This is a genomic window from Kitasatospora sp. NPDC087315 (assembly GCF_044744345.1).
Lineage (GTDB): Bacteria > Actinomycetota > Actinomycetes > Streptomycetales > Streptomycetaceae > Kitasatospora.
This window is the reverse complement of the sequence record NZ_JBIUYD010000021.1, coordinates 138141-164013: the sequence shown is the minus strand read 5'-3', so window position 1 is coordinate 164013 and position 25873 is coordinate 138141. Positions and strand designations below refer to the sequence as shown.

37 protein-coding genes are annotated in these 25873 nt (G+C 70.1%); 23 read left to right on the top strand and 14 right to left on the bottom strand.

All coding sequences use genetic code 11. The features are described 5' to 3' along the window. Positions 1–39 precede the first annotated feature (39 nt). From ACIO5D_RS28045 to ACIO5D_RS28035, 3 genes are all read right to left on the bottom strand, one after another. The gene (locus ACIO5D_RS28045) at positions 40–555 is read right to left on the bottom strand and encodes a hypothetical protein (RefSeq protein WP_400798313.1); all 516 of its coding nucleotides are present in this window, start codon (positions 553–555) and stop codon (positions 40–42) included. A gap of 93 nt (positions 556–648) precedes the next feature. Beyond that, a complete protein-coding gene (locus ACIO5D_RS28040) occupies positions 649–840 on the bottom strand; it encodes a hypothetical protein (protein WP_400798316.1) in 192 nt (63 codons plus the stop codon). Between the two features lie 96 nt (positions 841–936). Continuing rightward, entirely contained in the window at positions 937–1368 is a 432-nt protein-coding gene (locus ACIO5D_RS28035; RefSeq protein ID WP_400798319.1) for a hypothetical protein, read from the bottom strand. 109 nt (positions 1369–1477) lie between these two features. Here ACIO5D_RS28035 and ACIO5D_RS28030 point away from each other — a divergent pair, with 109 nt between their 5' ends. Then, on the top strand, positions 1478–1750 hold the full coding sequence (locus ACIO5D_RS28030; protein WP_400798322.1) for a hypothetical protein: 273 nt from the start codon (positions 1478–1480) through the stop codon (positions 1748–1750). Between the two features lie 18 nt (positions 1751–1768). On the opposite strand, the gene ACIO5D_RS28025 is transcribed toward ACIO5D_RS28030, so the two are convergent. Beyond that, the gene (locus tag ACIO5D_RS28025; protein ID WP_400798325.1) at positions 1769–1984 is read right to left on the bottom strand and encodes a hypothetical protein; all 216 of its coding nucleotides are present in this window, start codon (positions 1982–1984) and stop codon (positions 1769–1771) included. A 145-nt stretch (positions 1985–2129) separates the two neighbouring features. Here ACIO5D_RS28025 and ACIO5D_RS28020 point away from each other — a divergent pair, with 145 nt between their 5' ends. The 4 genes from ACIO5D_RS28020 (at position 2130) to ACIO5D_RS28005 (ending at position 4594) form a co-directional block, all read left to right on the top strand. Further along, a complete protein-coding gene (locus ACIO5D_RS28020) occupies positions 2130–2384 on the top strand; it encodes a hypothetical protein (RefSeq protein ID WP_400798327.1) in 255 nt (84 codons plus the stop codon). Positions 2385–2523: 139 nt separating this feature from the next. Then, positions 2524–3159: a hypothetical protein gene (locus tag ACIO5D_RS28015; protein WP_400798330.1), complete on the top strand. Its 636-nt coding sequence runs from the start codon at positions 2524–2526 to the stop codon at positions 3157–3159. Beyond that, the gene (locus ACIO5D_RS28010; protein ID WP_400798332.1) at positions 3156–3437 is read left to right on the top strand and encodes a hypothetical protein; all 282 of its coding nucleotides are present in this window, start codon (positions 3156–3158) and stop codon (positions 3435–3437) included. The genes ACIO5D_RS28015 and ACIO5D_RS28010 overlap by 4 nt, the downstream gene beginning before the upstream one ends. After that, positions 3434–4594: a hypothetical protein gene (locus ACIO5D_RS28005; RefSeq protein ID WP_400798335.1), complete on the top strand. Its 1161-nt coding sequence runs from the start codon at positions 3434–3436 to the stop codon at positions 4592–4594. The genes ACIO5D_RS28010 and ACIO5D_RS28005 overlap by 4 nt, the downstream gene beginning before the upstream one ends. 553 nt (positions 4595–5147) lie before the next feature. On the opposite strand, the gene ACIO5D_RS28000 is transcribed toward ACIO5D_RS28005, so the two are convergent. From ACIO5D_RS28000 to ACIO5D_RS27955, 10 genes are all read right to left on the bottom strand, one after another. After that, positions 5148–5318, bottom strand: coding sequence for a hypothetical protein (locus ACIO5D_RS28000; protein ID WP_400798337.1), 171 nt, complete (start codon positions 5316–5318; stop codon positions 5148–5150). 34 nt (positions 5319–5352) lie between these two features. Next, complete coding sequence (locus tag ACIO5D_RS27995; protein ID WP_400798340.1) at positions 5353–6087, bottom strand: hypothetical protein; 735 nt, start codon at positions 6085–6087, stop codon at positions 5353–5355. After that, the gene (locus ACIO5D_RS27990) at positions 6084–6710 is read right to left on the bottom strand and encodes a hypothetical protein (RefSeq protein ID WP_400798342.1); all 627 of its coding nucleotides are present in this window, start codon (positions 6708–6710) and stop codon (positions 6084–6086) included. Before ACIO5D_RS27990 ends, ACIO5D_RS27995 begins: the two co-directional genes overlap by 4 nt. Before the next feature lie 23 nt (positions 6711–6733). Continuing rightward, a complete protein-coding gene (locus ACIO5D_RS27985) occupies positions 6734–7717 on the bottom strand; it encodes a hypothetical protein (protein WP_400798345.1) in 984 nt (327 codons plus the stop codon). A gap of 262 nt (positions 7718–7979) precedes the next feature. Beyond that, a complete protein-coding gene (locus ACIO5D_RS27980; protein WP_400798347.1) occupies positions 7980–8177 on the bottom strand; it encodes a DUF6011 domain-containing protein in 198 nt (65 codons plus the stop codon). A 10-nt stretch (positions 8178–8187) separates the two neighbouring features. Further along, the gene (locus tag ACIO5D_RS27975; protein ID WP_400798350.1) at positions 8188–8688 is read right to left on the bottom strand and encodes a hypothetical protein; all 501 of its coding nucleotides are present in this window, start codon (positions 8686–8688) and stop codon (positions 8188–8190) included. Between the two features lie 71 nt (positions 8689–8759). Next, positions 8760–9182, bottom strand: coding sequence for a hypothetical protein (locus ACIO5D_RS27970; RefSeq protein WP_400798353.1), 423 nt, complete (start codon positions 9180–9182; stop codon positions 8760–8762). A 65-nt stretch (positions 9183–9247) separates the two neighbouring features. Then, positions 9248–9790, bottom strand: a complete 543-nt coding sequence (locus ACIO5D_RS27965) for a hypothetical protein (RefSeq protein WP_400798355.1) — start codon at positions 9788–9790, stop codon at positions 9248–9250. Next, on the bottom strand, positions 9787–10317 hold the full coding sequence (locus ACIO5D_RS27960) for a hypothetical protein (protein WP_400798358.1): 531 nt from the start codon (positions 10315–10317) through the stop codon (positions 9787–9789). Before ACIO5D_RS27960 ends, ACIO5D_RS27965 begins: the two co-directional genes overlap by 4 nt. Then, complete coding sequence (locus tag ACIO5D_RS27955; RefSeq protein ID WP_400798361.1) at positions 10305–10601, bottom strand: hypothetical protein; 297 nt, start codon at positions 10599–10601, stop codon at positions 10305–10307. The genes ACIO5D_RS27960 and ACIO5D_RS27955 overlap by 13 nt, the downstream gene beginning before the upstream one ends. 385 nt (positions 10602–10986) lie before the next feature. Between ACIO5D_RS27955 and ACIO5D_RS27950 the strand changes: the two genes are divergently transcribed. The 18 genes from ACIO5D_RS27950 to ACIO5D_RS27865 all read left to right on the top strand — a co-directional run bounded on the left by ACIO5D_RS27950 (position 10987) and on the right by ACIO5D_RS27865 (position 25821). Continuing rightward, complete coding sequence (locus ACIO5D_RS27950; RefSeq protein ID WP_400798364.1) at positions 10987–11418, top strand: hypothetical protein; 432 nt, start codon at positions 10987–10989, stop codon at positions 11416–11418. Positions 11419–11508: 90 nt separating this feature from the next. Next, positions 11509–12954: an AAA family ATPase gene (locus tag ACIO5D_RS27945; RefSeq protein ID WP_400798367.1), complete on the top strand. Its 1446-nt coding sequence runs from the start codon at positions 11509–11511 to the stop codon at positions 12952–12954. Positions 12955–13292: 338 nt separating this feature from the next. Then, positions 13293–13928, top strand: coding sequence for a WhiB family transcriptional regulator (locus ACIO5D_RS27940; RefSeq protein ID WP_400798370.1), 636 nt, complete (start codon positions 13293–13295; stop codon positions 13926–13928). Then, a complete protein-coding gene (locus ACIO5D_RS27935; RefSeq protein WP_400798373.1) occupies positions 13925–14302 on the top strand; it encodes a hypothetical protein in 378 nt (125 codons plus the stop codon). Before ACIO5D_RS27940 ends, ACIO5D_RS27935 begins: the two co-directional genes overlap by 4 nt. Beyond that, positions 14296–14649, top strand: coding sequence for a hypothetical protein (locus tag ACIO5D_RS27930; protein ID WP_400798376.1), 354 nt, complete (start codon positions 14296–14298; stop codon positions 14647–14649). Before ACIO5D_RS27935 ends, ACIO5D_RS27930 begins: the two co-directional genes overlap by 7 nt. A 1043-nt stretch (positions 14650–15692) precedes the next feature. Then, entirely contained in the window at positions 15693–17552 is a 1860-nt protein-coding gene (locus tag ACIO5D_RS27925; RefSeq protein ID WP_400798379.1) for a hypothetical protein, read from the top strand. Positions 17553–18164: 612 nt separating this feature from the next. After that, positions 18165–19619 carry a ParB/RepB/Spo0J family partition protein gene (locus ACIO5D_RS27920; RefSeq protein ID WP_400798382.1) on the top strand — a complete coding sequence of 485 codons (1455 nt, stop codon included), beginning with the start codon at positions 18165–18167 and terminating at the stop codon, positions 19617–19619. A 100-nt stretch (positions 19620–19719) separates the two neighbouring features. Further along, positions 19720–20643 carry a ParA family protein gene (locus ACIO5D_RS27915; protein WP_400798385.1) on the top strand — a complete coding sequence of 308 codons (924 nt, stop codon included), beginning with the start codon at positions 19720–19722 and terminating at the stop codon, positions 20641–20643. A 435-nt stretch (positions 20644–21078) separates the two neighbouring features. After that, positions 21079–21378, top strand: a complete 300-nt coding sequence (locus ACIO5D_RS27910; protein WP_400798388.1) for a hypothetical protein — start codon at positions 21079–21081, stop codon at positions 21376–21378. Between the two features lie 192 nt (positions 21379–21570). Beyond that, positions 21571–22140: a hypothetical protein gene (locus ACIO5D_RS27905; protein WP_400798391.1), complete on the top strand. Its 570-nt coding sequence runs from the start codon at positions 21571–21573 to the stop codon at positions 22138–22140. Positions 22141–22244: 104 nt separating this feature from the next. Then, a complete protein-coding gene (locus tag ACIO5D_RS27900; RefSeq protein WP_400798394.1) occupies positions 22245–22484 on the top strand; it encodes a hypothetical protein in 240 nt (79 codons plus the stop codon). Positions 22485–22643: 159 nt separating this feature from the next. After that, positions 22644–22961 carry a hypothetical protein gene (locus ACIO5D_RS27895; protein ID WP_400798397.1) on the top strand — a complete coding sequence of 106 codons (318 nt, stop codon included), beginning with the start codon at positions 22644–22646 and terminating at the stop codon, positions 22959–22961. A 180-nt stretch (positions 22962–23141) separates the two neighbouring features. Beyond that, on the top strand, positions 23142–23576 hold the full coding sequence (locus tag ACIO5D_RS27890) for a hypothetical protein (RefSeq protein WP_400798400.1): 435 nt from the start codon (positions 23142–23144) through the stop codon (positions 23574–23576). A 92-nt stretch (positions 23577–23668) separates the two neighbouring features. Beyond that, positions 23669–24016, top strand: a complete 348-nt coding sequence (locus ACIO5D_RS27885) for a hypothetical protein (RefSeq protein WP_400798402.1) — start codon at positions 23669–23671, stop codon at positions 24014–24016. Continuing rightward, positions 24013–24438 (top strand): hypothetical protein, encoded by a 426-nt coding sequence (locus tag ACIO5D_RS27880; RefSeq protein WP_400798405.1) that lies wholly within the window; start codon positions 24013–24015, stop codon positions 24436–24438. Before ACIO5D_RS27885 ends, ACIO5D_RS27880 begins: the two co-directional genes overlap by 4 nt. Continuing rightward, positions 24435–24860: a hypothetical protein gene (locus ACIO5D_RS27875; protein WP_400798408.1), complete on the top strand. Its 426-nt coding sequence runs from the start codon at positions 24435–24437 to the stop codon at positions 24858–24860. Before ACIO5D_RS27880 ends, ACIO5D_RS27875 begins: the two co-directional genes overlap by 4 nt. 74 nt (positions 24861–24934) lie before the next feature. Next, positions 24935–25282: a hypothetical protein gene (locus ACIO5D_RS27870; RefSeq protein WP_400798411.1), complete on the top strand. Its 348-nt coding sequence runs from the start codon at positions 24935–24937 to the stop codon at positions 25280–25282. Between the two features lie 140 nt (positions 25283–25422). Then, positions 25423–25821: a hypothetical protein gene (locus ACIO5D_RS27865; RefSeq protein ID WP_400798414.1), complete on the top strand. Its 399-nt coding sequence runs from the start codon at positions 25423–25425 to the stop codon at positions 25819–25821. The last annotated feature ends 52 nt before the right edge of the window (positions 25822–25873 follow it).

Below are 25873 nucleotides of genomic sequence, written 5' to 3'. Positions count from 1 at the left end.
GGTGGGTTGGGGGCAGAGTACGCCCGTCCTGGCGGGTGGTTACTGCGGGTCGGTCGGGGTCTTGCTGGGTCGGCCGGTGGTGCGGATGTCGGCGTAGCGGCGGACATGGTCGACGACGAACACCGGGCGGCCGTTGACGGTGGTGGCGACCGGCACCTGCCGCTGGAACTCCGGCGAGTTGACCCTCTTGTAGGCGCCCGCGCGGCTGATGCCAAGGATCTCGCCGACGCCGGGTACGTCGGTCAGCTCCGGAATGTCCGGGGCCCTGTAGCGGCGGTCCCGTTCCTTCGTGGACATGATCTCGATCGCGGCGATGGGGGCGGAGCCGTGGACGGTGCGCAGCGCGGTGCCGATGGTCTCCACGGCCTCGGTGTAGGCACGTTCGGCGGTGGGGGTCGTGGTGGTGATCATGACGGCGAAGTTCCCGTTGGGCGTGGTGGTGGGGGCCGGTTCGAAGTCGGTGAGCAGGTCCATCATCTGGTCGTGGACGTCGTCGGCTACGTGGGTGGCGTACTCGATGTATGTGCTCCACTGGGGGATCTGGCGGTTGTTCATGGGCTGTCTCCTGGTGATGGTTCAGCGGGGTGATGTCGGGGCGGGTACGGGGTTGCCCCGGGGGCGCCTTGCGGGGCGCCCCCGGGGTGGGTGTCAGGGCTTGAACCCGGCTCGCTTCAGGACTGCGAGGACGTTGGCCATCGCTCGGTGGTCGCTGGGGCTTCCGGGGAGGGTTGCGACCCGGGCGCCGTTCTTTCGGACGGCGTAGTGGCCGCTCTTGGTCTGTCCCACCTCGAACCCCTGCTTCGTCAGCTTCTTGACCAGGTCTCGCAGGTCCTTGTTCATCGTATCCCCTCTGGTTTCGCTCCGACAACCATTAAGGTACATAAATGGGTTACATTTGTCAACCCTTTATCGGTGTCACCCTCCTCTACCAGGCCTTCAGCCCTTCGACAGGAGGGCATCCACGAACGCCTGATGCGGGTCTGCCGGGGTTCCGTAGCCGGGCATGTCGAAGCGGACCACCCGGCCGCCGCCGTAGATCGACTCAACCGGCACCGGCAGTGCAGCCGGCCAGCGCCCGGCACGCACGCCGTCCTCCAGCACCTGCCGAAAGGCGCTGGTGCAACCACGCAGGCTCCGGCCGCCATGCCGCACCTCGTCCGCCTCGATGTGGCCGTCGTTCTCGACGGCAGCGAGCAGGATCTGCTGGGCTCGGGGCGGGAGGCGGTCGTAGTAGGCCCGGGCTCGCTTCGGAGTCCACCGGTTGTCAGGCTCGGCGACAGCGACGTTGCTGGCATGCTCGGCCAGCAGGGCGAGCAGCTTCTTCTGGAAGGGGGCAGAGGAGTTGTTCACGGTCACGGTGATCTGCATGGCCAGCAGGGTCTCATGATTCTTACAACGAACACTAATAAACGGGGGATGAACATCCGATCCGGTGATTCGCCGGGGCTGCGGCCTGGCCCTCCGCTACGCTCTCGCCATGACAACTACCGCACCACACCGTTGTGATGAGGTCTGTGTTTGCCCGGTGCACAGCACCCAGCTGATCTACAGCCCCGCCACCAACGACCACGCCTGCCAGGAAACCGACTGCGAACACGGCCACGGTGGCTTGGACGGGTCCGCTCTGGCACTTCACAACTTGGGAACCGCCGCTCGCAGTGCCGCCGTCACGATGGCCGATCTGAACAATGCGGAGTACGACTGCGATCCGCAGCCGTTGGCGACCGCGCGTTCTACGACGGCCTCGTGACAGGTGCCCAGCCGGGAGTCAGGCGGGCTGCCGCCGGCTCAGGACGGGGCCGGCCACGTGCGCGCCGTCCTCCTCGATGAGAAGAGGCGGGCAGGTGGGGCAGGAGTAGAGGTTCTGGGAGCCGATCCAGCGCCAGCCGGCCATCCAGAGCGGTCGGTGGTCCCGGTCCTCGGGCACTGCGGCGGCGTTCTCGCATCCGGTCGTGGTGCACACGATGGCGTCGGACTTCGACATGGGAGTGCCTTCTCTGCTCGAGGTGGGAGTCCAGGCTATCCCGCTGCCGGCCGGCCCCCGGCAAGTTTGTACCACCTTTCGTATTGCGTCCTCTAAATACACTTAGAGGACGCAATACAAAGGGTGGTACAGATAGGATGCCGGTGTGACCAACGATGAACTGCGCACCGCCAACCTCGGCCTGATGCCGGGCACCACCTTCGACAACACCCTGGCCCGCACCATCGACATGGCCGTCGCTGTCGAGACCTACTACTCACAGGCCGCCAGCCTCGGTGTCCCCCGGGAACGAGCTGCGGCCCTCCTCCGTGAGGCACAAGGGCTTGCCGCAGGAAGCACCCCGGCCAAGGAAGAAATCAGCACGGCACGCAGCCTCGCCATCGCCGAGGCGATGCGGTGACTGATGACCTGGTGGCGTTCCTCCGCGCCCGCCTCGCCGAGGACGACTACGCGGACCATCCGGACTACCGCCCGGAGTGGGCACTGCCAGCACCAACCACCAACCCGGCCTGACAGAACCGCAGCGAAGGGAACACCTTGTGTACATCACCCTCGACGAGATCAACACCGTCCACGACTTCGTCGCCGCCCGCCTGACGGAGCATTCGCGGGCCCTGGCCGACGTACTGGGCGAGGATCACCCCGCCCTCGACCTCGCCCGTGCTCTGGAGGCCACCGCCCGCGCCGCACGCGCCGGTGCCGTCGTCCTGCCGCTCGGGGCCAGCACCACGGACTCCGGCGAAAACGTGGACCTCGGTGCGGGCAGCATCGGCTGGGACCTTCTGGCCGCCGCCGCCCGTACCTGGCGTACCCACCCCGACTACCCGGCCGCCGCCGACCGGAACTTCCACGACATCCTCCACGCCGAACTGCAGGCAGTCGTCGAGCAGGCACGCCCCTCGGTCCAGCACTCCTTCGAGCTGACCTCCAAGGCCGGGGACCTGCGCTTGGAGTACACGAACTCCGTGGAGCTGGAGTGGGCACTGCGCCGCGGTCTGGAGGCCAGCGCCCCGTTGTGCGGGCTGGCCGACTGCTGCACGACCGTGCTCATCACCACCTCCCCTACCGAGTCGGCCGCCAGCTTCAACGATGTTCGTTCGGCCAGGATCTCGGTGCGCTGCAACGAACCGCGCTGCACGACGCAGCAGGCCGCTCCCGTGGTGGCGTCATCGTGAAGTGGTTCCGCCGATACCCAGCCGCGCCGCCCGCTGAGCGGTCGAACCCCGTACGGATCGCGGTCCTGGAGCACGACCTGCTCGGCATCGAGCCGGCCCCGGGCAGCGCGGCCGCCCTGGCCGTCGCGCTGCGCCGCACCGGTACCTGCGTCGAGCACCGTCCGGTCGAAACTACGGAGTTGCGCAGTCCATGCCCGACGGCCATCTGTGCGGGCTGCGGCACGAACATGACGGATACGCCGGACGGCTGGGTGGTCGCGGGCACGGAGGAGCCGTGAGCGGGAACCGGCTGCCGGTGCCGGCGGAGGAGGTGGTTGAGGGCGAGCTGGTCGAGGACGAGGACCAGGCGCTCGTTCAGTTCGGACTGCCCGCTTTCGACGCCGAGGAGCCGTTGACTGCCGAGGCGGCCGAGGATCTGGAGGGCGCCCGGCCAGAGCGCACCAAACGGACGTACGACGAGCAGTGGCTGTACTTCGAGCGCTGGTGCGCGGCGGAGGGCCGACGGCCGGGTCCGCGGACGGCGGAGACGACGATGGTCTCCTATATCTCGCACCTGCGTCGGCACGGCGGCCGGGACAGGACGGGGGCGCCGGTCTCCTCGCTGCGGCTGGCGATGGCGGCGATCCGGGACCGCAATGCGGACGCGGGGTTCGCGAAGTGGCCGCCGACGCGGGCGGCGAACGCCCTAATGCGCAAGCAGGCCTCCCGGTTCGCGGTGGAGAAGCGCGCACCGAAGTCGTCGCCGCCGGTCGACCGCGCCCGGGTCGCCGAACTCCAGGCGGGTGTGACGGCCAGCAGCGAACTCGCGCGCTACCGGGACCTGGTGATCCTTCACCTCGGCTACCGCACCCGGGCCCGGCGTTCGGAGCAGGCCTCCTATCGGGTCGACTCGATCGCTTTCGTGCCGCTCGCCGACGGCGGCGAGGAGATGATCGTTGGCAAGCGCACTAGCAAGAACGACCGCTGGAGCACGGGCAAGGAGTACACCGTGCGGGACCCGGTGGCGATCGCGGTGGTGCGCCGGTACCTGGAGCTGCTCGCCGAGTACGGCCAGGCCGACCCCGAGATGCCGCTGCTACGCGGCATCACCCCCAAGGGCGGCCTGATGCCCGTACCGGAGACCGGGATCGGGATGACTGGGCACAGCGTGAACCGCGCGTTGAAGCGGATGATCGCCCGGACCCCGGACTTCGACGCGCCGGAGGCGACCAGCCACGGCCTGCGCGCCGGCGTACCGGCCGACCTCGGTGCACAGGGCTACAGCGGGGCCGAGATCCTGGCCATCACGGACGGCGACTGGGCGTCGGAGAAGATGGCCACGCACTACGCCAAATCCGGGGCGCGCCGTGGCGGCAAGAGCAGCAAGGGCCAGGCGCAGCAGGCCCTGGACGACCTGACCATCCCGCTACCCGCAGACGGCACACTGGGGTCGTGACAACCATGACGCTGCTCAGCTACGACGGTCCGCTACACCTCGGCGGCACGCTCTTCGAACGGGCTCGCCTGAAGGAGCACGCTGAGGACGATGGGAATGGCGGAGTGCAGCGGTGGTGGGAGGTGATGGCCACAACAACCGTGGACCAGGCCCCGGTCCTCTCGAGAGCGTGGGAAGCGGAGAGGCTGCCGGTGGCGGTGCCGGGACAGGGAGACGGGTGGGCACGGGTGACGAGCCTCATCCCGGTGAACGAACGGGTCTGGACTGTGGAGGTGCGCGGGATCGGGCCATCGCCCTTGACCCGCGCTGGCCTTGCTTCCACCAAGGCCCCGGTTCAGACCTCACATGGGACATAGCCACAGATCAAGGGCCGTTCTCTGACCGTCGGTGGGGTAGTTGTCGGTGGCGGGCGGTAGGTTGTGGGTGGCGCCGAGAACGCCGCTTCGGCCCCGGCAGGCCTTCCTGCCGGGGCCGTCAGCTCTTGGCAGCCCGGGTCAGGGGGTGGCGTACCAGCTGGAAGGCGACGGTACGGGGCACGGGCTGGATGGTGGTCTCAGGCATCGTGAGTTTCCGGGGTGATGGTGCGGGTGTCGACTTCGAGGTAGGCGCGACCGCCGGGATAGTGGGAGGGCGCAGTGGTGGTGAAGCGCTCAGCGAGCAGGCGGGTGACGGTGTCTACGGCCTGGTCGTCGCCGGTGATGCGCACGCGGGCGATGCCGGGCAACGGGGCGGGGTGTTCACGCCGCCGGGGGCGGGCGTCAGACATGGCGGGCCCCCGCAGCGTTCGGACCGAGGGTGTCCAGGCGTTCGTCCACTCGGCGGGTTGCCTCGTCCAGGCGGGGCTTGTGCGGCTGCTCGCTGGTCCGGCCTGTGCTGGTGCGACACGGATTGCCGTTGTCGGCTCCGCACTCGACGCGTGGGCAGAGGATCGTCAGCACCTCGTCGGCGATCGCTGCGGTCCGTTCGACGGCTCGGCGTGCAGCGGCAACCTTCGACTCCACGAAGTACACGCCCTCCATGGCTTCGGGAAACGTGGTGGTCTCGGTGCGTAGCCAGCGTGCCATTGGGTGGTCGGCGGGGACCGGGCGTCCGCGGTTGGCGAGGTGGAGCAACTGCTTGTAGGTGGGAATTACGGCGGGTGGGTAGTCCCTCGGGCCGGCCGGGCGGGTCTCGGACCGGGCAGCCGCGCCCCAGCCGCGGCCGTCGTCGAACGTGGCCGCAAGGGGGATGTCGCCGGCGACGGCAGCGGCGAGGCGTTGCACGGTCCCGGCTTCCTTGGACAAGGATTCGGCGGTGCGGCGCAGGTCCTCGATGAGGTCGGCAAGTTCGACCGGCACGTCAGGGGTTTCGGCGGCGTAGGCGACCTGGTTGAGGAGGACGGCGGCGGAGGAGATGTGGCCGGTGATCTCCTCCAGGGTGATGCGGCGGCCGGCGCGCAGGTGTGCGGTGTCGGACTCGTCGGTGCTGGTCTGCTGGGTGGGGGTGGTGGTCACGGTCGGCTCCCGTCGGTCGGCAGCTGGGGGTGGGCGTTGCGGGCGGCGGCACGGTGGTTGAGATAGGCGTGAACACGGTCGCCGCCGAAGACGGTCAGCCCGGCCAGGTTCGCGCCTGCCCACTGCCCGAGGGTCAGAGCGACCTCGCGGGCGTCCTCGACCTCGCGGCCCGGACGCAGGTAGCTCAGATACGGCACCGCGATACGGACCAGGCGTTCGGCCGCGGCAGGCTGGTCGGAGCGGGCAGCGGCGTCGGCGGCGACGGCAGACAGGATCTCCACCGTCGTCGGCCCGGCCGGGTGCTGGTGCTGCTGGGCCTGGCGGACCCCCTCACCGTGGTCGAGCAGCCAGCGGTGGAGCCGGGCGTGGTCCTGGTCCAACTGCAGGAGGATGTAGGCGGTCAGCTCGACCGCCAGCCACTCGGTCAGCGCCAGCGAGTCCTCCGGCAGCGTTCCCGCGGCCTGCCAGCTCTCCAGCGCGGCGGTGAGCTCCCGGTACATCGTCCAGTTGGCCGGCGGCAGGTCGGTCCCACCGCGGTGGTGGTGGGATACCTGGTCCAGAGCGTTCGCCCGCACTAGTCGAACCGCCGCAGTGTGCGGCTCGATCCGGTCCGCGGCGGGCATGGGCACCAGACGGCGACGCCGGCTCACATGAACCTCGCACGGGCGATCGTGGCAATGGCGCCAGCATCGAGGCTGCCGTCATCGGGGGCCCCGGGTCCGGCGACCAGGATGTGTTCCGTGCGGTCGATCAGGTCCCACCAGTTGTCGGGCAGGCAAACCCGCTCGGCGGCCTGCCACAGCACCTCCTCGTCCCAGCCCTCGGCGTCGACGCGCACGAGCTCTTCCAACGAGCGGGTGGCGATGTCCAGGCGCGCGCGCCAGCTGATGTCCATGGCTGGGAGGCGGCTCTCGTCCCAGGCCTTCCAGCCGGTGCGGCGGCGCAGGTCTTCCAGGCCGGCGGCCGCGGATTGGGGGTAGAGGGTGAGCATCGGCAGCGGCGGCTGGCCGGGCAGGACGATTTGGGTGAGCGTCACGCCGTAGGTGCCGCCAGCGGGTTCGGGGTCGGCCGGGTCGATGCCGAGGTCTTCCAGGGTGACCAGCTGGATGCCGGGCGCGCTCTGCTCGTCGTCGGGCTCGGCACCTGCGGCCCAGTGGTCGAGGACGTCGTTCAGCAGCTCGGTGACCTGGGCCTCGGTCATCTTCTCCAGCAGGTCGAGGCCTGCGCGGGCGTGTTCCTGGCAGTCCGGGTCACTGCCGGCGCCGCGCGCCGCGGCCCACCAGGCCCTGATGGGCTCGGAAGTGAACGTGCCGGGGCCGCTGGCCAGGCGGGTGAGCGGGTTGTCGAACGCGGCGCCGGCGAGTGCTGCGACGGTCGGCCGGTCGGCGGCCAGCTTGGGGATCGCGGAGGCCTGGCAGGGCTGGCAGCCGGCCCGGCACGCGGCAACCAAGGCGGCGGCCAGGCGGGTGTTGACCGGCCGTCCGGCCGCGTGCGGGATGGTCTTCAGCATGGTGAGGTCGGGGCCCTTGTGGTGGTGGCCCGTGCCGCCTGCGGCCGCCGCCCGCCGCATGCCGGTGTTGTCCATGCGCCGCTTGGCGGCCTTCTTCTGGGAACGGTTGTGCTTGGGCATCGCGGTCTCTTTCAGCGCGCACGATCAACGGGGGGTACGGTCCCGCGACCCGACCCCCCGGCGCGCGATGGACTCAGCGAGCAGGGGGTGGTGAACCAGGTTGAGCTGACGTCGTGTGCGGTGCGGGAGTACGCCCGGCTGCGCCGGTGCCGCTCCTACCACCTTGGCCGCTGTGCCGCCCGTTCGCGGGGCCGTACGGCGGGACTCGGGCCCTCACACACGGCCCACCCGCCCACCATATCGGTCGCGATGCCGGGCTGTCTCAGGTTCCGGGGATCGGGTCCTGGTCGATGTCGTAGCGCATCGTGCGGTCGGGGGCGGTGGCGCAGTGGGGGCCGAGGCGTTTCCAGCGGGATTCGGGGGCGCGCAGAGGGCGGTGACACTCCCGGCACCGGACGAGCGGGGCGGTGCGCCGCTGGACTCCGGTGCCGGGCAGGGCCGGCTGCTCCGTGCTGGTCACGGCCGTGATCCTAGGTCAGGCTGTGGTGCTGGAGCAGCGCCCGGCCGATCGCGGTGATGGCGAGCGGCCTGGTCCAGGGGCTGGACGCGGTCCGGTGGGGTGCGGGGTCGGCGAGGCCTGCGGCGACCAGGGCGGCGTGCTGCTCGGGGGTATCGGGCTCGAACAGGCCGCGGTAGTGGGGGTCGGCGCGGGCGAGTGCGGCCAGGTCGTCGGGGTTGGGGGTGAGGTAGTCGAGGACGGTGTCCTGGTCGCCGTCGAGGATGAGGCGGGTCTCCTGCTGGATGTGGGCGTAGCCGGCCTGGTGGCCGTGGCCTTGCCAGGCCGGGGACCGGGCGGCCCAGTTGCGTAGGGAGCGTTCGGGGTCGGGGTGGTCGGTGAGGGCCTCCAAGATGGCGGCCTTGGCCGCCTCGAGGCCGTGGCCGTAGTCGTCGGCCGGGCCCGGGTTGCCAGGTTCGGCGAGTGCGGTGAGTGCGGTCTTCAGCGCGCGTTCGCGAACGGTGGTGGTGTGCATGGTGGTTCCCCCCTTCGATGCGGCGCCGACCGGAATGGCCCGGGCGGCGCCGCGTGGTGTTGTGGTGGTGCTCAGCTGGGGATGACGTGGTGTTCCCAGGCAGTGGCGATGGCGTTGAGGTCGAGTTGGTCGGGGCGGTGGGTGGCGATGTCGTGGCCGCACTGGCAGGAGGTGATGAACTCGCAGTCGCCGTACTGGAGGATCAGAGCGTGTCCGCCGGCCAGGGTGGCGGGGTATTCAGGGTCGGAGACGAGGATGCCGTGCTGGGCGGCCGCGGTGGCTGCGGCGGCCCAGGCGGTGCGGATGGTGTCGGGCAGGTCGTCCCAGGCGGGCATCGGCTTGCCGAGGTGGTTGAGGCCGCCAGTGGTGTCGCCGTAGGCCTGGTAGGCGATCTGGGCGGGGGTCTGGTCGGGCATGGGGGTCTCCTTCGTGGTGAGCAGGTTCTCGAAACAGTCGGCGATGTCGCCGCGGCCTGGGTGGGTGGGCTGGGGCACGGTGGTGGCGCTCCTTGGGGGGCGGGCGCCGGGCGCTGTGGGGTGCCCGGCAGCGATGCGGGTAGTCAGAGGCGGATGCCGTGGCGGAGCTCGTGGACGGCGAAGGTGTGCAGTTCGCGGTTGTAGCGGGCGTCGTTGAGGGCGTGGTGTTCGGGGGTGGTCTGGGCGGGCAGGAGCGGGGGGTTGCCCGCGAGGTGGATGAGGGTCTGGATGTCGGTGGCCCAGCGGGGGACGTATGCGGGCATGTAGTCCCAGTCGTTGTCCCAGAGCTGGTGGAGCCGTACGACATCCTGAGCGGCGTACCAGGCGTGCAGGTGGGCGTCGCCGTTGTCGTGGCGCAGGTAGAGGGCGGTCTCGCGGGCTATCTGAGTGCGGGGCTTGACGTCGGGGTGGGTGTGGTCGAGATCGCCGTCGGGGGTGAGGGGCAGGTGCGGCAGGACGTTCGCGGTGAGCCAGGGGTTGGTGCGGGCGGTGGTGAAGTCCGCGTCGGCGTTGACGGCGTAGTAGTCGTGGCCGTGTTCGTCGGTGAGGGCGATGGAGAGAAGTCCCTCGGGGCCCGGGAGGGTGGTGACGAACTCGGTGTCGAGGAAGATGTTGCGCAGGTTCACGGGTTCTCCGGTGCGGTCGGGGTGGGGTGGTTGATGAGGACGTGGCCGTCGGTGTACCAGGTACAGCCCTGGTCGCTGCAGAAGACGTTGTGGTGGGTGGGGCATCGGGCGTGGTAACGGTCGACGGCGGCGGTCAGGGTGGGGTGGGCTGGACGGCGCAGGCCGATGCTGCCGGTGACGCCGGTGCCGTTCCAGGTGGTGCGGACCTCGGCGCCGAACGCGGCCAGGGTGTCGGCGAGGGCGGCGAGTTCGCCGGCGGCGAGGACGTTGCGCGGCCCCGGCTCCGAACGCTCAAAGTCGAAGTCCATATCGACGATGTCGACCACGAAGACGGGCAGGTTCATGGCACCGGTGGGGGTGACGGTGTAGTGGCGGTTGTCGTGGGTGCCGAGCGTGGTGCCGTGGTGCTGGAGGATCGCGCCGTCGGGCTGTTCGGTGTCGTAGAGCCAGGCGAGGCCGGCAATCAGGATCCGGTGGACAGGGTGCTGGCTGCCGGAAGCGGGATCGGTGAGGGTCACTTGGTCCACCAGGTGGGGGTGTGCTCGTGGACGAGCTCGCGGGCCCACCCGGGCAGTTCGGCGGGCTCCAGGTCGAAGGTGTTCTTCTGCTGGGTGCCCTTGTAGTAGGCGGTGAGCACGGTGGTGACGGTGTGGGGGAGGGCGGAGCGCTCCATCTGGTTGTGGGTGATGGTGAGGCGTATCGGCTCGACGGCGTTGCCCTGGATCTGCTCTACGGGGTAGTCGTGCAGGTTGAGGGTGATGCGCTGGCGTTCGCTGTCGGGGGTGGCGGTCGGGATGGTGGTGGTGTTCATCTTGGAGTGCTCCGTTCGTGGACCAGTGGCGGCCGGGGTGTGCGGTGTTCGGGCTGGGCCAAACGGGGGTGGCGTGATGAAACGGGATTCGGTTACGCTGCACGCGTAGTGCGATAGTCGCAACTCCGCCCAGGCCGTAGCCCCTTTGTGGGCGCGGCCTTTTGTTGTTCCCGGGGGCGGCGTGTTCCCACAACCTACCATAAATGACTTGCAAAGTGGATGCCTTTTATGTGAGAGTCGTGCTTGCCGGACGAACCGGCCGGCCGCCGACCACCGCACCCGCATGGGCCGGGGCCGCTCACGGATAGGAGACTGGGGGATGTCGACCGCAGTACTCGCGCCGTCCCGCAGGGACAGGCGCGGACCTCCGAGAGGACTCCTCACCGTGCCCCTGCCCCGCGACCCGGACCAGCCGTCGTCCGTCCGCCGCACCACCAAGCCGCACCGCGACATCCGACCGAATGTGACAGCCGGCCGCTCCGTCTACCTCGACGCCGAGATCAAGCAGCTGGCACAGCAGAAGGTCGAGGCGGACGACGACGGCCTATCCCTCGCGGACCACATCCGCAAGGGCTGGGACAAGTTCATGGCCGGCGAGCTCGTGATGCGGCCGGCCAGGCGGGCCCAGCGCGGCACCGGCGCCAGCAAAGCGCGCCTGGTCCAGTGGGAGTCCGACGAGTACTGGGAGGCGCTGGTCACCAAGTGCGACCTGATCAAGGAGCAGGTCGGGTTCAAGATCAACCCGTCCACGGTCGCCGAGCAGTACCTACGCGAGAACTACCTGGGCCTGGCCGACGAGGACGAGGACGCCGGGTAGCCGCACCACCGCGGGGATCCGGCGCCTGACCACCGACAACCGGGCCCGACGTCTCCGCCCCCGAACAATCGCATAGGAGAGAGTGTCCCCATGGCTGCAACGGCCACCGGGGCCCCCGTCAACGCGGGGGCCCTGATTCCGCACACCCTGCTGGGCAACCAGCTGCGCCGCGCACTGAAGCAGGCACGCCCGGCGCGCATCATGGTCGACGGCCCGTCCGGGTCCGGCCAGACCTGGACCGCGCTCGACCTGGCCACCGGCCTGGCCACCACCACGGGCCTGATCGGCGTGATCGATACCAACGGCGGCGCGTCGCTGCGCTACGCCGGAGAAGACGGCGACGGATTCGACTTCGGCATCATCGAGTTGACGTCGTTCGCTCCCGAGAACCTGTGCATGGCTCTGTATGAGTTCGGCACTGCTGGCTGCGATGTGGTGCTCGTCGACTCGTTCAGCGCGTTCTGGTCCGGGTCGGGCGGTCTGCTGGAACTGGTCGACGCCGAGACGGCCAAGGCCGACCAGGCGGCCGCGCGCGCCAAGCAGCCCCGGCCGGGCAGCTCGGCCGGATGGAACGCGGTCCGGCCCCGCGAGCGGATGATGACGGAGGCGCTTCTCGCGTTCCCTGGCCACGTCATCGTCACCGTAGGCACGGTCACGGAGACCGTGCTGGAGGAGACGGCCTCCGGCCGGGCGGTGCCGCGCCGCCACGGGCTGAAGCTCGACCAGCGCCAGGGCGTGGAGGCGCCGTTCGATGTGGCGCTGAGCCTGCTGCCTGGCACCGATCATCACGCTGTGGTGGCCAAGAGCCGAGTCCGTGCGCTGGACGGGCAGATCCTCAAGTTCGGCGAGCGGCCGGCCAGGGAGGTCGGCCGGCAGATCGCCGAGTGGGCGGTCGACGGGATCGACTGCGCCCCGCTGTCGGAGTTCTACACCACGGTGTACAACCAGGAGGCGACGGTGGCGGATCTGGAGCGGCTGCGGGGCCGGATCGCCGATACTCGGGCGCACGGCATGGCCGCGTTCAACGTGATGCCGCGCCAGGGCAACGGGCTCGCCGAGAACCACGGGGATCCGATCCCGCTCGGTGTCCTCGCGCAGCGCAGGCTGGAGGCTGCCCGGGCTGCCGAGACGCAGGCCCGCCGCTTCGCGCCCCCCGCACCGCCCGAGGCCTCCGTGCCTGTCCCGCCCCCGGCGCCGCGTCCCGTTTCCACCACCCCGGTTAGCGACGGAGATGGTGGCCGTGAGCGGCGGCCGGGCCGGGACGGACCGACCAGCATCCCCGAGGAGATCGACACCGTCGGCGAGACCGAACCCGCCCGCCTGGCCCTGGCCGCCGCCGTCGCCATCCTGCGCAGGCCCGACGCCTGGGACACGCAGCTGCGGGTCGCGGAGGCATGGGCCCATGCCATCAAGACGAACGTCCTTGACCTGTCGCTGCTCTGCGAGGACGGCCGGATGCGGGTACTGCGGGATCTCCTTCAGGACCGCCAGGCCGAACTGAAGGCGAACATGCTGTTCGCCGACACCCCAGCCTGACACCCCCCTTCGGGACCGGGCCCGTCTTCACCCCGGACGCCCAGGCCCCTTTGGAGGGGGCCCGGGCCAGCACCACCACCCCGCCGTGCCCGGCCGGACGACACTGTCCGGCCGGGCACACCGTTCCCCGGGAGCGCCGCCGTGCGCCGCAATACCCTCCCTGCCCTCATCGCCCTCGCCGCGCTCACCGCCGGCTGGCTGGGCCTGCACCGCGCCCGCCGCGGCGTGGCCGCCGCCCGCGCTGACGCGCTCACTGCCCGGTTCGAGACCGCAGTAACCGCTCACCACCTCTCTCGCCGGTCTCCCGGCTCCTGACCCCGGAAAGGGGGGAAGCACCCATGCCCAAGAAGCAGAAGTCCATGACGAAGGCACAGAAGGCCGCCCGGGCCCGTCTCATCGCCTGGGACACGCTGACCAGGGCGGACGGCTATGCCAACCGCTCCTGCGCACCCACCGACGACGGGATCGACCCGGACAAGTGGCTCTCCGACAAGGCCAACGACATCATCGCCGCCAAGCGTGGCTGCACCGGCTGCCCGGTCCGCAAGCCCTGCGCCGCGTACGCGATCGAGTTCGGCGAGACGGGCGGTGTCTGGGGCGGCCTCACCGAGGACGACCGCCAGAAGGCCCGCCGCAAACTCGCCCGGGCTGGACACTGCCAGCGGGACGCCGAGAAGGCGGCAGATACCGCCCGGGAGCAGGGTCTGGCCAACGAACTGGCGGAGCCGGACGGCACCGTGGTGCGCACCGCCTTCCAGGTGGAGCTGGTTGCCGCACTGCGTGCCACCGGCGGTGACCTCCGCGCGGCCACCGCGTTGCTCGGCAGCTCGTACAGCTCGACCTGTTCGATGTACCGGGCGCTCGCCGAACGCGCGGGCATACCCGACCTCGGGTACGAGCACATTCCCGAGGTGCTCGCCCGGATCGCCGAGGTGACGACGGTGTCGCGCACGAACCTGGCCCGGGCCGCGTGAGCACCCGGACGGTGGCCGCCGCGGACTCCACCGGGGCGCGGTTGGTCACCGGCACCGCCCAGGTCCTGGAAGGCCTGCTGACCCTTGGCCTCACCGAGCAGGCCCGGGGCCTGGACGGCCTGCTCGACCTGCTGCTGCCCGACCTGCCGCCGGGGCCGGAACGTGACGCCGCCTACTTCCTCGCTGGGGCCTCGGCGGCCACTGCCTCGGCCGCCCGCCGGTGGCGCGGCGGCGGCTGGAACCCGGGCGAGTTCGCGGCCGTCGCGGAGCAGCTGCGTGCGGCCGGCTACGACGTGATGGCCCGTAAGGCCGGCAGGGCGCTCGGCGCGGCCGCGCTGTTCGGCGACCCGGCCGCTGGGAGGCCGCCGTGCTGAACACCCGCCGCGGTCGGCCCCCGCTGCTCACCATGGACGACGAGGAGCGCATTACGCAGTTGCTGGAGGCAGTCGCCGGCGGGACGGGGGTGAAGGCGGCCGCCGCCGAGCTCGGGCTGTCGTTGTCGCCGGTGTACCGGCTGCGCCGTCAGAACCGGAGGTTCCGGGATGCCCTGACGGTGGCGGTGCGGGCAGGCCGGAGCACCCGCATGCAGCCGGTGAAGCACGGGACGGAGAGCACGTACGTCAACCGTGGTTGCCGGTGCGAGAGGTGTGTTCCGGCGGCTGCAGCGGCGCGGGCGGGCCGGAAGCAGGGCGCGCGCGGGGGCCGGGAGTCGAGCGGGTGAGCGATCAGGAGCCCAGGGAAGAAGATCAGTTCGATCGGGGGCGCGGCCAGGCGCCGTCCGGGTTTCGGCCGCCGGCCGGTGCCGGGTGGTCAAAAGGGTGCGGCCCAGCAGGGTTGAGCGGGGCGGGGTGGGGCCCGTTCCCGCAGGTGAGAGGCCGGTCGGTGAAAGGGTGGCTATCCGGAACCGGGCCCGTTAATATCGGTTTCGGGTCGTCAGACGGACCATCACGTCATCGGATGATGATCGGACTCATCCCTGTGGATAGAGATCCGGCGCACCGGGGCTGATGAGTCGCCACGGGAGCATCATGGGCGGTAGTGTGATACCCGGCCATAGATCGATGATCTTGACGGCCTCACAGACAAGAGCACAGGAACGCCAAAACCCCGAGTCCTCGGATCCCAGTTTGCTTGCCGGCGCTGGGGAGGAACTCGGGGCGGAAGGCGCCAAGACCTACCAGAGAATGGTCTCGACGTGATTGATGGTACCCGTGTACCCCCCGAGGGGCACAAGACGACCCACCCCCTGCGCATGACCACGCTGCGCCGGCCGGGTGGGTCGCGCCATGTCTGAGGCCGCACGGCAGGTTTCCCCGCCGGTTCTTCGTCTCCCCCAGGTGTCCGCTCCGATGTCGCGCTCCGCGCGTTTCCGGACCGGTTCGTTGCCCGCTCCGATTCCCCTAGGGGGTCGGTCGCCTTGAGCTGAGTCTCAGGGGCGGTGTCCTCGATCCCCTTCCCGGGGGACTTCCCACCGCCCGCGCCGTTCCCGGGTGTTTCCCGCACCCGACACAACGGCCGCCATGTCACTGCCGGCGTTCCTGAGCTGAGGTTCCCGCCTCTGCCCAGTCCATCCGCCGGCTAGGGCCCGCATCCCGGATTCCACTCCGGTTCGCGGGACAACGCTCACCGCTCCAACCACGGAGCGGGTCCTTCTCGGTTCCCACCAGGAACCACCCACCAGAGCGGCCTCCTAGATCGAAATCAGGAGCCGACGCCGAGGGCGGCCTTTTGCGTGCCCTCGTACGCGACGAAGGAACGACGTTCATGATGCAGGATCCGCATGCCGTTTGTCAGCTCGAGTCCGGCCAAATCCCGGATGTCGACCGAATCTCCACCCTCTCGGGGGACATTTCCGACCACGGCACGCACCCGCCTTCCCCGGCACGGGCGCCTCGCGGCTCGGCGGCCGCGACGCAGGCCGCTCTGGAGCGGGCCCGTGCCCGGGTCGCCCAGGCGGAGGCCGACAGCGGTCTGCCCGCCCTCTCGCTCGGCCCGGACCAGGCTGCCCAGGTCCGCACGATGGTCCGGTACGTCAACGCTCACCCATACCTCGCCCGGCTCGGCGGCGGGGAGCGGCTGACCGCGCATCTCTACGTGGCCCACGCCAACCGCACCGGCTACGCCACCCCGGGGCTCAACCGCGTCGGCGCGCTCCTGGGCGTGGATGCCGAGACCGCCGGCGACTACCTCACCCGGGTCACCGGAATGGGCTTCCTCCGCAACAGCGGCCGGACCCGCCGCGCCGACGGCTCGCTGTCCGTCTACCGGGTCGCGGTCCGCCCGATCACCGACGCCGCAGCCCGCGGTGTCGCCCGGCGCATGACGGCCTCCCAGTGCGCGGTTCTGACCCGTTGGACGGTCGCGCTGCTGTCCGACCCCGACGTGAGCGGACTCAGCCCGGACGACCGGTGGCGCCTGCTCCTGGCCGCCGCCGAGTACACCGACGGCGTCTTCTTCGGCACCCAGCACGTGCTGGGCGGCCTCTGGGGCCTCTCCTCCTCCGGTACCCGCAAGGCTGTCGCCCGGATGCGGCGTGCCGGCGTGCTGACCTCGGAGCAGCTGCGCGACGGCGGCAAGATGGGGCTGAGCCGGTGGTGCATCGTTCCGATAGTGGCTGCTGTGGCCACGGCCCGGGCCGGGTTCCCCTCGACGGAAGAAGGCAGCACCGTTCTTCCTGACGGCACTTTTGCAGGTCTCGACCGGCGTCCCTTTCTGCCGGATGGACCTTTCAAGATCAACTATGGCTCTGACCTGCACAAACACCAGATCGCCGCAGGTCAGGACCAGCGTCCTGTTCTGCCGGGACAGAACGCTCACCCCTCGACGCTGCTTGGGGAACTGTCCGTTCAGAAGGTGCGGGAGGTAGCGGCCGAAACGGACGGAACCGTCTCCACACCTGCACCTTCCAAGCCGGACACCACGACCGGGCCGAAGCCCATGCGGATCACCGAGGGCACCCGGTTGCTCGGCTCGGTCTGTGCCAGGCTCGCCATGACCGACCCGCGCTGGACCCAGGTCACGGGGGTGGTCCTGGAGCACCAGGGCCTGGTCGTCGACGGCCTCCTGGCCGCCGGCTGGCTGGCAGGGCAGGTTGATGCCCTGCTGGCCGGCCGCCCGTTGCCCCATCCGGCAGAGATCACCACGAGCATCGGCGCAGTGGTCGCCGGCCGCCTGCGCGCAGCCGCCGCCGGACCCGTGCCCCAGCCCCAACCTGCCGACCCCACGACCCTCGAGGACGGTCGGAGCAGCTCGTGGTGGCTCAATGAGATCGGTCCCCGGCACAGCAGTACCGAGGCCGCCAACCGTACGGTCGTGGAGGCTGAGGCCCGAGTCATCCACCCCGAGTGCGAAGGTCAGGACGGCACGTGCGGCCGCCCCGCCAACCCCGGCGAGCTCTGCCGGAACTGCGACCCGCGCCCTACCACGGAGGAGCTGGCTGCAACCGCCGCATTTGCTCGGTGGGCTGCCGCCGACGCCAAGTTCCGCGGCCTCGACACCGAACCGAACTCCGTACACCGGGGCTGGCTGGACGGCTGGGAACTCGACGGTGCACGGCCGGAGAACTGGCACGCGTCGGACAGCGAGGCCTCCGAGGCGGAGAAGTTGATCGGCCGACCGTGGTGAGCCCACACCGTCCCGCGTACCGCCGAACCACCACCCGACTCCGGCGACCCCGCCCCCTGTTCCCCACCGCCACCCAGGCGGCCTGACCAGAAGGACCCCGTTGCCCACCACCACCGCCGCCCCACCACCATCGCCGTAGACGCCTGCCTTCTCCACGCCACCGGGTGGCTCAGCCAGAACCAGCACCTGGCAGCCGGCCAGCTCGCGGATGCCTACCGGGCCGCTGTCGAACGCAAGATTCTGGACCGACACATTCGTGAGACCCACACGCAGACCGGGCCGAGCTGACAGAATGTCGTCTGAGCAACGGGCTGGCCCGATCCCGTATACCGTCGGTATACGGGATCGGAGAGCAGCTTTCGGATCGCCAGCCCCGTATACCGACGGTATACGGGAGCCCCCGGGAACCGGTCCCTGACGCGGTCATATACCGTCGGTATACGGCTGCTGGACACGTCGACCCCCGCCGGTTGACGCCTTCGCACAGCCCCTTGCCCGAGCCCGTATACCGACGGTATATCCGGGCTCCTCGTGCCAACCGCGGGTTTCCGCCGGTTAGGGTGCATCCCGAGAGAGTCCCCCCGTTACACGAAACACCCCCTGGAGATCCACATGGGCGCTGGCGCCTCCGGACCCGGCGGCACCTTCCGCCGTACCAAGAAGAGCATGTGGGGCGAGGCGAGCGAGATTCAGGACATCCCCCTGGACGACCTGATCCCGAACCCGTTTAACCCCCGCAAGCTCTATGAGCACGACAAGATCACCGAACTCGCCGACTCGATCAGGGCTGGTAAGCAGGAGGATGACGGCGAGTCTGGCCTGCTTCAGGTGATCGTTACGGCGCCGGCCGATGAGTTCTTTGAGTACTGGAACGACCGGCTCTCCGAGCGTCCCAGGGAACTGGAGAAGCTGACCACCGCTGAGGCTGCAATCACCGGCGACCTCGCACAGAAAGTGGTCATCCTCATGGGCCACCGCCGCAGCCTCGCACTCCGCGAGGTCGGCGAGGAGTTTGCCCCGTGCCAGGTGAAAGCGCCGCTCATCAAGCGCGCCAGGATCCTCGGCTTGCCGGAGAACATGCAGCGCGTCAACCTCAACCCCATCGAGGAGGCCGAGGCCTACCAGGCGCTGCTGGACGACGGCCTGGACCAGAATGCCGTGGCCAAGGAGGTAGGCCGTAGGCAAGCCCACATCTCCCGGCGCGTCAGCCTGCTGTTCCTTCCGTACGAGGTCCAGGAAGCCGTGGCCAGGGGAGAACTCAATGCCACGAACGCGGACACGCTCCGGACGAAGCTCAAGCACACGGACGTGAAGGTCTGGCAGCGCGACATCGTGAAGGCCTGGAACCTCATGAAGGGCGAAGACGGGCTGAAGGTCGGCGCTGCCGTTGCACGGGTCCTGGCCGATCGAGACACCAGATCCGCAGACCCGAACGAGAAGCCGGCCCGGCAGTCGCAGCAGCCCCATCGACCAGCGTCGCTTCCCTCCCCACGCGACGAGAACAAGACCAGCCAGGGGGCGCCCGAGAACGAAAGCACGCCCCCAGAACGCCCCAACACCCACCCACCGACCGGACAGTCACCGGCCGCGCAGAATGAAAAACGCCATGACCAGGAGCAGCTGGACCATGGCACCCTGACCGAACAGCCGGCAGCCGAACCGACTCTGGAAGAGGACGCAGCTGCCCGCCGGGACGAGACCTGCCGCGTGATCGTGGCCGCCGGAGACCTCGACAACCCCCGCCAGACCATCCGGCTCATGACCCCCGCACTGCTCGACCCCACCTCCTACGCCGCGCTGGAACGTGCACACCAGTGGCTGCGCGACCACATTGCCGGGCCCGACATTGACGACCCAATCCCCTATCTTGCAGCGGTACTTGACTCTGGAAGCGGTACGCTGACCACACGCGCCGCTCTCGCCGTGGCACTGGCCGCCGCCGAGATCCGCGTTTCTGCCCCACACCGCACCTGGGACGCCCGCGACCGCGCGCACCTCGAGTTCCTGCGAGAGAACGGCTACCGGTTCACCGACTGGGAACACGGCAGGCTCGGCGTTACCGCCTGAGATATACCGACGGTATACGGCCTCCCCGGTGCGGACCCATCACCACCGCGGAGGCCTACCCGTGTCCGAGACCGCCCATATCCGTAACCTTGCCGAGTCCATGACCGGCCCTCTCGAAGACCTCGCCACCATCCAGGAGTACGACAACGAGAAAGGCCACCCGGACGCCCTGGCCTTCTGCGTCCGCTCCGGTGGCGCCGGGAAGACCCACGCCGTGCTGAACCTCGGAATCGTCCTGGCCCGCCGCGGTTTCAAGGTCCGCATGTGGGACCTCGACCCCCAGCGAGGCCTGTCCTACATCCTCGGTTACGGCGAACCGGCCCGCGGCCAGAAGACCATCTTCCACGTCCTGCTCGGCAAAGCCTCCCTTGCCGAGGCCACCGTCCCTGCCCGCTACCGCATCGCCGCGGGTGACACCGACAAGGCGTTCCGGGAGATCCCGAACCTCTACCTCGTCCACGGTACCAAGGAGCTGTCCGACGCGGAGGTCACGCTGGGCGCGGCCCCCGCCGGCAACCTGTGGCTCGCCAACCTCCGCGACGAACTTCCTGAGGACGAGGGCTTCATCGACCTCGTCGACTGCGGTCCGACCGCCGGTGTTCTTCAGGCGTCGATCATGCTTGCTTTCGAGCACTGGGTGGGCTGCCTCAACGACGAGTACAAGTACATCGTCGGTCTCATGGATGTCGAGAAGGACATTGAGACCGCTCGTCGGAAGTTCCGCCGGTTCGGCTGTGTCACCGAGGTCAAGCACATCCTGGTCACCAGCGTCTACGTCAGCGACGACGACATCGTCAACCGCCAGAAGAGCGCCATCGCGGACGACGCAGTTCGCCACGTGAGGGACGACCCCGACTGGGCGTCCAAGCTGCTGCCCATTGTCCGGTACGAGCAGAAGGCGAAGGAGGTCTTTTTCAAGCAGAAGCCGTTGCGCTTCCACGCTCCGATGTCGCCGGCCCTGGACGACTTCGAGCGGGTGGCTGACGTCCTCGGCTACCCGCGCCGGGCACCCCAGGCAGCCTGACCACGCTCATATACCGACGGTATACGCGGCCGGCCTCGAGGGAACGAAAGCTGCCGTATACCGACGGTATATGGCAGCCCGGGCCGGCCGCAGGGACTGGGTACTGCGTGAAATGAGTTTGGGTTACACTCGCGGTGTTCTGCGAATCTCTCTGCCCCTTCATGGCGGCAGCTCGTGGCTCGTGGGGACACTCTCAATGCCCCCGCATCTGTGGTTGGTTCGTTGTCGGAAACATTGAACCTCCACCTGGTGCGGGGGCATCTCCATAGCTACGGTGAGCCACCGCGGGGGCGGTGGAGGGTCACTTGTGCGCCATTTAACTGGGTGGGTGTAGCGCTACCAGGCAGTTCTTTGCGACGCTAGCCACCGGCTCAGCGCTCACCGGCGGCACAGAGCGACTTCCCCCCTTGATGCCGGACGGACGAGGAGACTCCCATGGCCGGCCAGGCTGCACCATCAGACCGCGACCTCGGCACGGTCACCCCCTTCCGCAGAAGGTCCGACCGGCCCGCTGGCACCGACCATGGCACCGCCGCTCAGTTCTGGGAGCAGATCTACGCCCAGCAGGGCCGGACGCTCAGGGACATCGGCACCGCGGACCCCCACCGCATCGCACTGGCGACGTTCGCTCTCCTCCTGGACGGCGCCGAAGCTGAAGGCCAGGTGCCGCCCACCTCCGCCGCGTACCTGAAGGGCATGCTGATCGAGGCGATCCAGGCACCTGACCAGCTCTGACGATCCGTTCGGATACGGCGCGGCGCTGAGGTTGTTTAGTCTGAAACCTCCTCATCCTCAGGTCCGTCTGTCATCATGAAGCCCGGCATATGCCTGGACGTGATCATTCCGCTACGCCCCCGGCCTGACGTACGGCATAGACGGCGTCCCGGGCCCCCGGGGGCAGCGGTCGAGGCAGGGGGCGCAGACACGATGACGACACGACGGCGGCCGGCGGGCCGGGTACCGAACCCGGCGAAGCTCCTGGACGAGCTGGACAGCCCGGAGTGGCTGGAGCGCAGCCAGGGCCCGCGGTCCGGCAGCGGCGGGGCCGGTACCGGCGGGGGCAGCGCACCGGTGAACGTCAGGCTCCTCCAGCACATCGCGAATTGCGACAACGCCGTCTCAGGCTTCATCGCCCGCGCCCGCGAGGCCGCGGGCGACGAGTCCGCCCCGATGCCGGCCGACCGCTCCAGCGCCTACCAGGAGGCGATGCGCCGCGCCGCCGAACTCGGCGTCGACTGGCAGACCTACATGGCCGCCATGGCGTGGCGCAACTCGGTCGAGAGCGAGCTGTACATGGGCAACACCATGGTGGTGCGCCGGGAGCCCTGCCCCGAGTGCCGCACCGTCGGCCTGGTCTGGGTCAGCTCGATCAGCCGGGCGTCGTGCATCAACCGGCACTGCGCCGCCGGCACCGAGGACGGCGCCCCGCGCAGTTGGACTGTGGCGCAGCTCGCCGTGGCCCGTGAGCGGCGCGTGCCGCTGAAGGCTGCGCGCTGACGCGCTGATCGGCCCCCGTTCCGCCCGGCGTACCCCTACGCCCCCCTTGTGAGCCGCCCCGGTGCTGTGACCCGGCCGGCCGCCGCCGACAGAGGAAGTCCCACATGTCCACAGCGCTGGAACCCGCCCCGGTCCCCGGCATGCCCGTTCGGCGGCCGACCGATCTGTTCGACCTCAAGACGATCGCTGCGTTCATCTCCCAGTGCGGCAACCCGGTGAGCCCGACCACCCTGTGGCGGTGGGCCGCCCGGTACCAGGTGACGAACTGGGGACAGCCCCGGGCGGCCCTCTACTCCCTGTCCGACATGCTGGAGGTCCACCGGGACGCGTGCATGAAGAGGTAGGCCGCCGGCGGCCGCGTTCCCGGGAAGCCCCCGCACCACACGGTGTGGGGGCTTCCGCGTGTCCGGGCCACGCCATAAACGACTTGCAAAGTGGATGCTGTTTATGTCAGGATGGGATCACCGACAACGAGCCAGCCACAAACCACCGGGAGGCCCCGCATGCTCACCCTCGACCTGCGCCCCGACACCGCCCGCTACACCGACCTGACCGACCACCAGCAGACCCAGATCGACCACATACTTGACCTTCTCGACACCGAGTACGGCGTCCAGGACATCTACCAGCGCCGCCTGGTCTCCGTCCTCGGCGCCCAGATCCTCGGCATCGACCTGCCCGCCGGGGCCGACCTCGCCCGTTGCCGGGGCACCGACGCGAACTGCCCCGTCCTCACCGCCAGCGTGAGCCTGCACCGCACTGCCGACGGCTACCGCTGCACCGACTGCATGCCCGGCTTCATCAGCCAGTTCGGCGAGTAGCCCCAGACTCCGGCCCGGCCACTGGTCGAGCCTCCCCCCCCCGGTTCCCGGGGCCGGGCCGGACCCAAGCAGGCCGGGCGCGCGGTTGCGGTCGACACCCTCTCCCCGCGCGCCCGGCCGCCGCACTTCCACGCACCCTCACCGCACCGATAGCCGCACCGGCCGGAGGCACACCCCGCCATGCCCACCAGCACCCTGCCCGACACCGTCCGCACCGACATGACCGCCGCCGCCGCGCTGCTGCGCGACCGGGGAATCTGGCGCGGCGACACCGGATTCGCCGCCCCCGACGGCTACCCCGACCCCTGGGAGCCCCTGGCGTTCGCCGGTGCCGGACCCGCCGGAGCCCTCGACCCCATGGCCGCACTCTGGCTCGCCGTCCACCCCGGCGACCTTCCGCCCGTCTTCACCACCGCCACCGCCGACGCCTGCGCCGACGCCTGCGACCTTCTGCTCGCCGACCCGCGCACCGGCCCCGCCATCACCACCCTCGCCAACAGCCTCACCCACGTCATTCCGATCAACGACCCGATCGAGCGCATCGCCCACTGGCTCGACACCGCCAGCGACAGCGAGGTCATCGGCCGCCTGCTGCGTATCGCCGACGGCCTCTGACCACCAGACCTAGGACGGAGACCGCCAGGGGTGATTGCCGCGCAATCACTCCCTCAGCTCCCGGCCCACGTCACCCCGCCCAGAAAGCCCCGATGACCATGCAGAACCACACGCTGGCCCGAGCCCACCGCACCCTGCGCCGCGCCCTCAACTCCGCCTCCGCAGGCCTCGCCTGCGCCGTTGCCTACTGGGACACCGCAGCCACCGGCACCACGCCCGACGACCGGCACGCACCTACCACCGTCCTGTTCCCCGACGACCCCATCAGCACCCACATCAAGCGCCACAACGACGGCACCATCACCGGCACTCTGTCCGGTCCCTGGGGCCACATCGCCGCCGGGCCCGACCAGTTCGAGCGTCTGGCCGACCGGGCCGCCCTCACCGCCACGATCATTCGCGTCGCCCGCGACAACGCCACCACCGGAGGTACACCGTGACCACCCAGCTCCTCACCGCCACCGGGCCGGCCTCACCCTGGTTCACCGCGCCGGCCAGCCCCGGCCGGCGCGACACCGGCCGCGCCGAAGCCGTCGCCGCCTACGCCGCGCTCCAGGCCGGCGCCCTCGGCCTGCACGCCCCGCACAGCAACTGGACCGGCCACACCGACGGAACCGCCCAGTACAGCGACGACGACGTGCGGCTCCAGTTCGACGCCCACGACCTCGCCGCCGGCCGCAACGCCATCACCGCGCTGCGCGCCGGCGCCTGCGGAGCGCTCCACACCTTCCCCGCTACCAGCAGCGCCGCACTTGCCGCCGGCCTGCTCGCCGCGGCCGAGTGCCCCGGCCACCAGCAGTCCCCGGTGTCCGTCCTCACCCTCGCCGAGGCCCGCCGCCCCGCGGCCGGCGCCGCCTGGTGACCGCGGCCGCGCCTGAGGCCCGGGTGTTCGTGCTCCGGCTGCCGCCCAATCTGGTGCTGCTCAACGGGAACCACCGGCTGCACTGGGCGGTGAAGGCCCGGAGGACGAAGGCGATCCGGGACGCCGCCGGCTGGACCGCGCGCCAGCACAAGGTGCCGGCCCTGCGCCGGGCCCGGATCACCTTCGTCGTCCACCCTGGCCGGGCCGGCCGCCTCGACCCCCACAACTGGTACCCGAGCGCGAAGGCCGCCATCGACGGCCTGGTGGACGCCAGGGTCCTGCCGGACGACGACCACACCCACCTGCTGGGGGTGGAGGCGCAGCTGGGGAAGCCGGTCAAGGGCGGGCGCCTGGACCTGGTCGTCACCGAGGTGCTGGACACCGTGGCCGCTGCGGGCGGCATCCGCACCGCTGATAAATGACTTGCAAAGTGGATGCTGTTTAAGTAGAGTCGGGGCTACCGACAACGAACCACCGCACCACCCGAGAGGACCCCATGACCATCACCGCACCGGCCCGCCCCGGCACCGACTGGGTCATCCGCGCCATCGACGTCAGCCGCCCCCGCAGCCCCTGGGAGAACCCCATCGTCCCCGGCACCGAATTCACCGCCGACACACAGGCCGAACTGGAAACCCACCTCCCGCGCATCCGCGCCATCCTGGCCGACCTCTCCGACGGCTGGAACATCCCCATCGAACTGCTGCGCATCATCGCCGTCGAGTACCACGGCGTCGCCGTCGCCGGTACGACCATCTACCCGTCCACCGAGAACCACCCGGACACCAACCTCGCACTGCTCAGCCAGCTCTCATACGAGCTGACGCCCGGCCGGGCCGCCTGACACCCCACAGACAGGGCCGCACCCCATCCCCTCCCGAGGGGGTGCGGCCCTTCCCCGCCCAGCGGCCGGGCCGCCCGAGACCCCACCCCCACTGGGGCCTCTCGGCCGCCGGGCACCCCCTCACCACCGAGAGGAACACCGTGCTCACCCTGCCCCGCACCCGCCCCCAGCTCCCCGCCGGATGGCCCCAGCCCCGCTACCGCGAGTACCACCGCGCCATCAACGTCGCCCGAATCATGGACTTCCTGCTCGCCGAACAGATCGTGCACAGCGCCGAGCAGGCCACCGACCAACTGATCACCGACGCCGCCCGCGCGATCGCCGCCGGACACGACGACCCGTCCCCCGAGACCTGCCAGGCCGTCCGGAACGCCATCGCCGCCATCATCACCACCCCGCTGCCGCCGCTCAGCAACGACGACGCCATGGACCAGCTCCACGCACTCCTCGACGGCACCGAGTGGACCGCCAACGGGTGGGAGGAAGTCGCCCGGATCATCCGCGCCACCGGCCGCACCATCACCGACCCCAGCACCTGACCACCCGGTCCCGCCCGACCAGGGCGGCACCACCCACGACTCCGAGGATCCG

Excerpts from the sequence above, each read along its gene's own strand:
- ACIO5D_RS28045 (WP_400798313.1), bottom strand. The coding sequence starts at position 555 with ATGAACAACCGCCAGATCCCCCAGTGGAGCACATACATCGAGTACGCC.
- ACIO5D_RS28040 (WP_400798316.1), bottom strand. The coding sequence starts at position 840 with ATGAACAAGGACCTGCGAGACCTGGTCAAGAAGCTGACGAAGCAGGGG.
- ACIO5D_RS28035 (WP_400798319.1), bottom strand. The coding sequence starts at position 1,368 with ATGCAGATCACCGTGACCGTGAACAACTCCTCTGCCCCCTTCCAGAAG.
- ACIO5D_RS28030 (WP_400798322.1), top strand. The coding sequence starts at position 1,478 with ATGACAACTACCGCACCACACCGTTGTGATGAGGTCTGTGTTTGCCCG.
- ACIO5D_RS28025 (WP_400798325.1), bottom strand. The coding sequence starts at position 1,984 with ATGTCGAAGTCCGACGCCATCGTGTGCACCACGACCGGATGCGAGAAC.
- ACIO5D_RS27990 (WP_400798342.1), bottom strand. The coding sequence starts at position 6,710 with ATGCCCGCCGCGGACCGGATCGAGCCGCACACTGCGGCGGTTCGACTA.
- ACIO5D_RS27985 (WP_400798345.1), bottom strand. The coding sequence starts at position 7,717 with ATGCCCAAGCACAACCGTTCCCAGAAGAAGGCCGCCAAGCGGCGCATG.
- ACIO5D_RS27975 (WP_400798350.1), bottom strand. The coding sequence starts at position 8,688 with ATGCACACCACCACCGTTCGCGAACGCGCGCTGAAGACCGCACTCACC.
- ACIO5D_RS27955 (WP_400798361.1), bottom strand. The coding sequence starts at position 10,601 with ATGAACACCACCACCATCCCGACCGCCACCCCCGACAGCGAACGCCAG.
- ACIO5D_RS27945 (WP_400798367.1), top strand. The coding sequence starts at position 11,509 with ATGGCTGCAACGGCCACCGGGGCCCCCGTCAACGCGGGGGCCCTGATT.
- ACIO5D_RS27940 (WP_400798370.1), top strand. The coding sequence starts at position 13,293 with ATGCCCAAGAAGCAGAAGTCCATGACGAAGGCACAGAAGGCCGCCCGG.
- ACIO5D_RS27925 (WP_400798379.1), top strand. The coding sequence starts at position 15,693 with ATGATGCAGGATCCGCATGCCGTTTGTCAGCTCGAGTCCGGCCAAATC.
- ACIO5D_RS27920 (WP_400798382.1), top strand. The coding sequence starts at position 18,165 with ATGGGCGCTGGCGCCTCCGGACCCGGCGGCACCTTCCGCCGTACCAAG.
- ACIO5D_RS27915 (WP_400798385.1), top strand. The coding sequence starts at position 19,720 with ATGACCGGCCCTCTCGAAGACCTCGCCACCATCCAGGAGTACGACAAC.
- ACIO5D_RS27910 (WP_400798388.1), top strand. The coding sequence starts at position 21,079 with ATGGCCGGCCAGGCTGCACCATCAGACCGCGACCTCGGCACGGTCACC.
- ACIO5D_RS27905 (WP_400798391.1), top strand. The coding sequence starts at position 21,571 with ATGACGACACGACGGCGGCCGGCGGGCCGGGTACCGAACCCGGCGAAG.
- ACIO5D_RS27900 (WP_400798394.1), top strand. The coding sequence starts at position 22,245 with ATGTCCACAGCGCTGGAACCCGCCCCGGTCCCCGGCATGCCCGTTCGG.
- ACIO5D_RS27895 (WP_400798397.1), top strand. The coding sequence starts at position 22,644 with ATGCTCACCCTCGACCTGCGCCCCGACACCGCCCGCTACACCGACCTG.
- ACIO5D_RS27890 (WP_400798400.1), top strand. The coding sequence starts at position 23,142 with ATGCCCACCAGCACCCTGCCCGACACCGTCCGCACCGACATGACCGCC.
- ACIO5D_RS27885 (WP_400798402.1), top strand. The coding sequence starts at position 23,669 with ATGACCATGCAGAACCACACGCTGGCCCGAGCCCACCGCACCCTGCGC.
- ACIO5D_RS27870 (WP_400798411.1), top strand. The coding sequence starts at position 24,935 with ATGACCATCACCGCACCGGCCCGCCCCGGCACCGACTGGGTCATCCGC.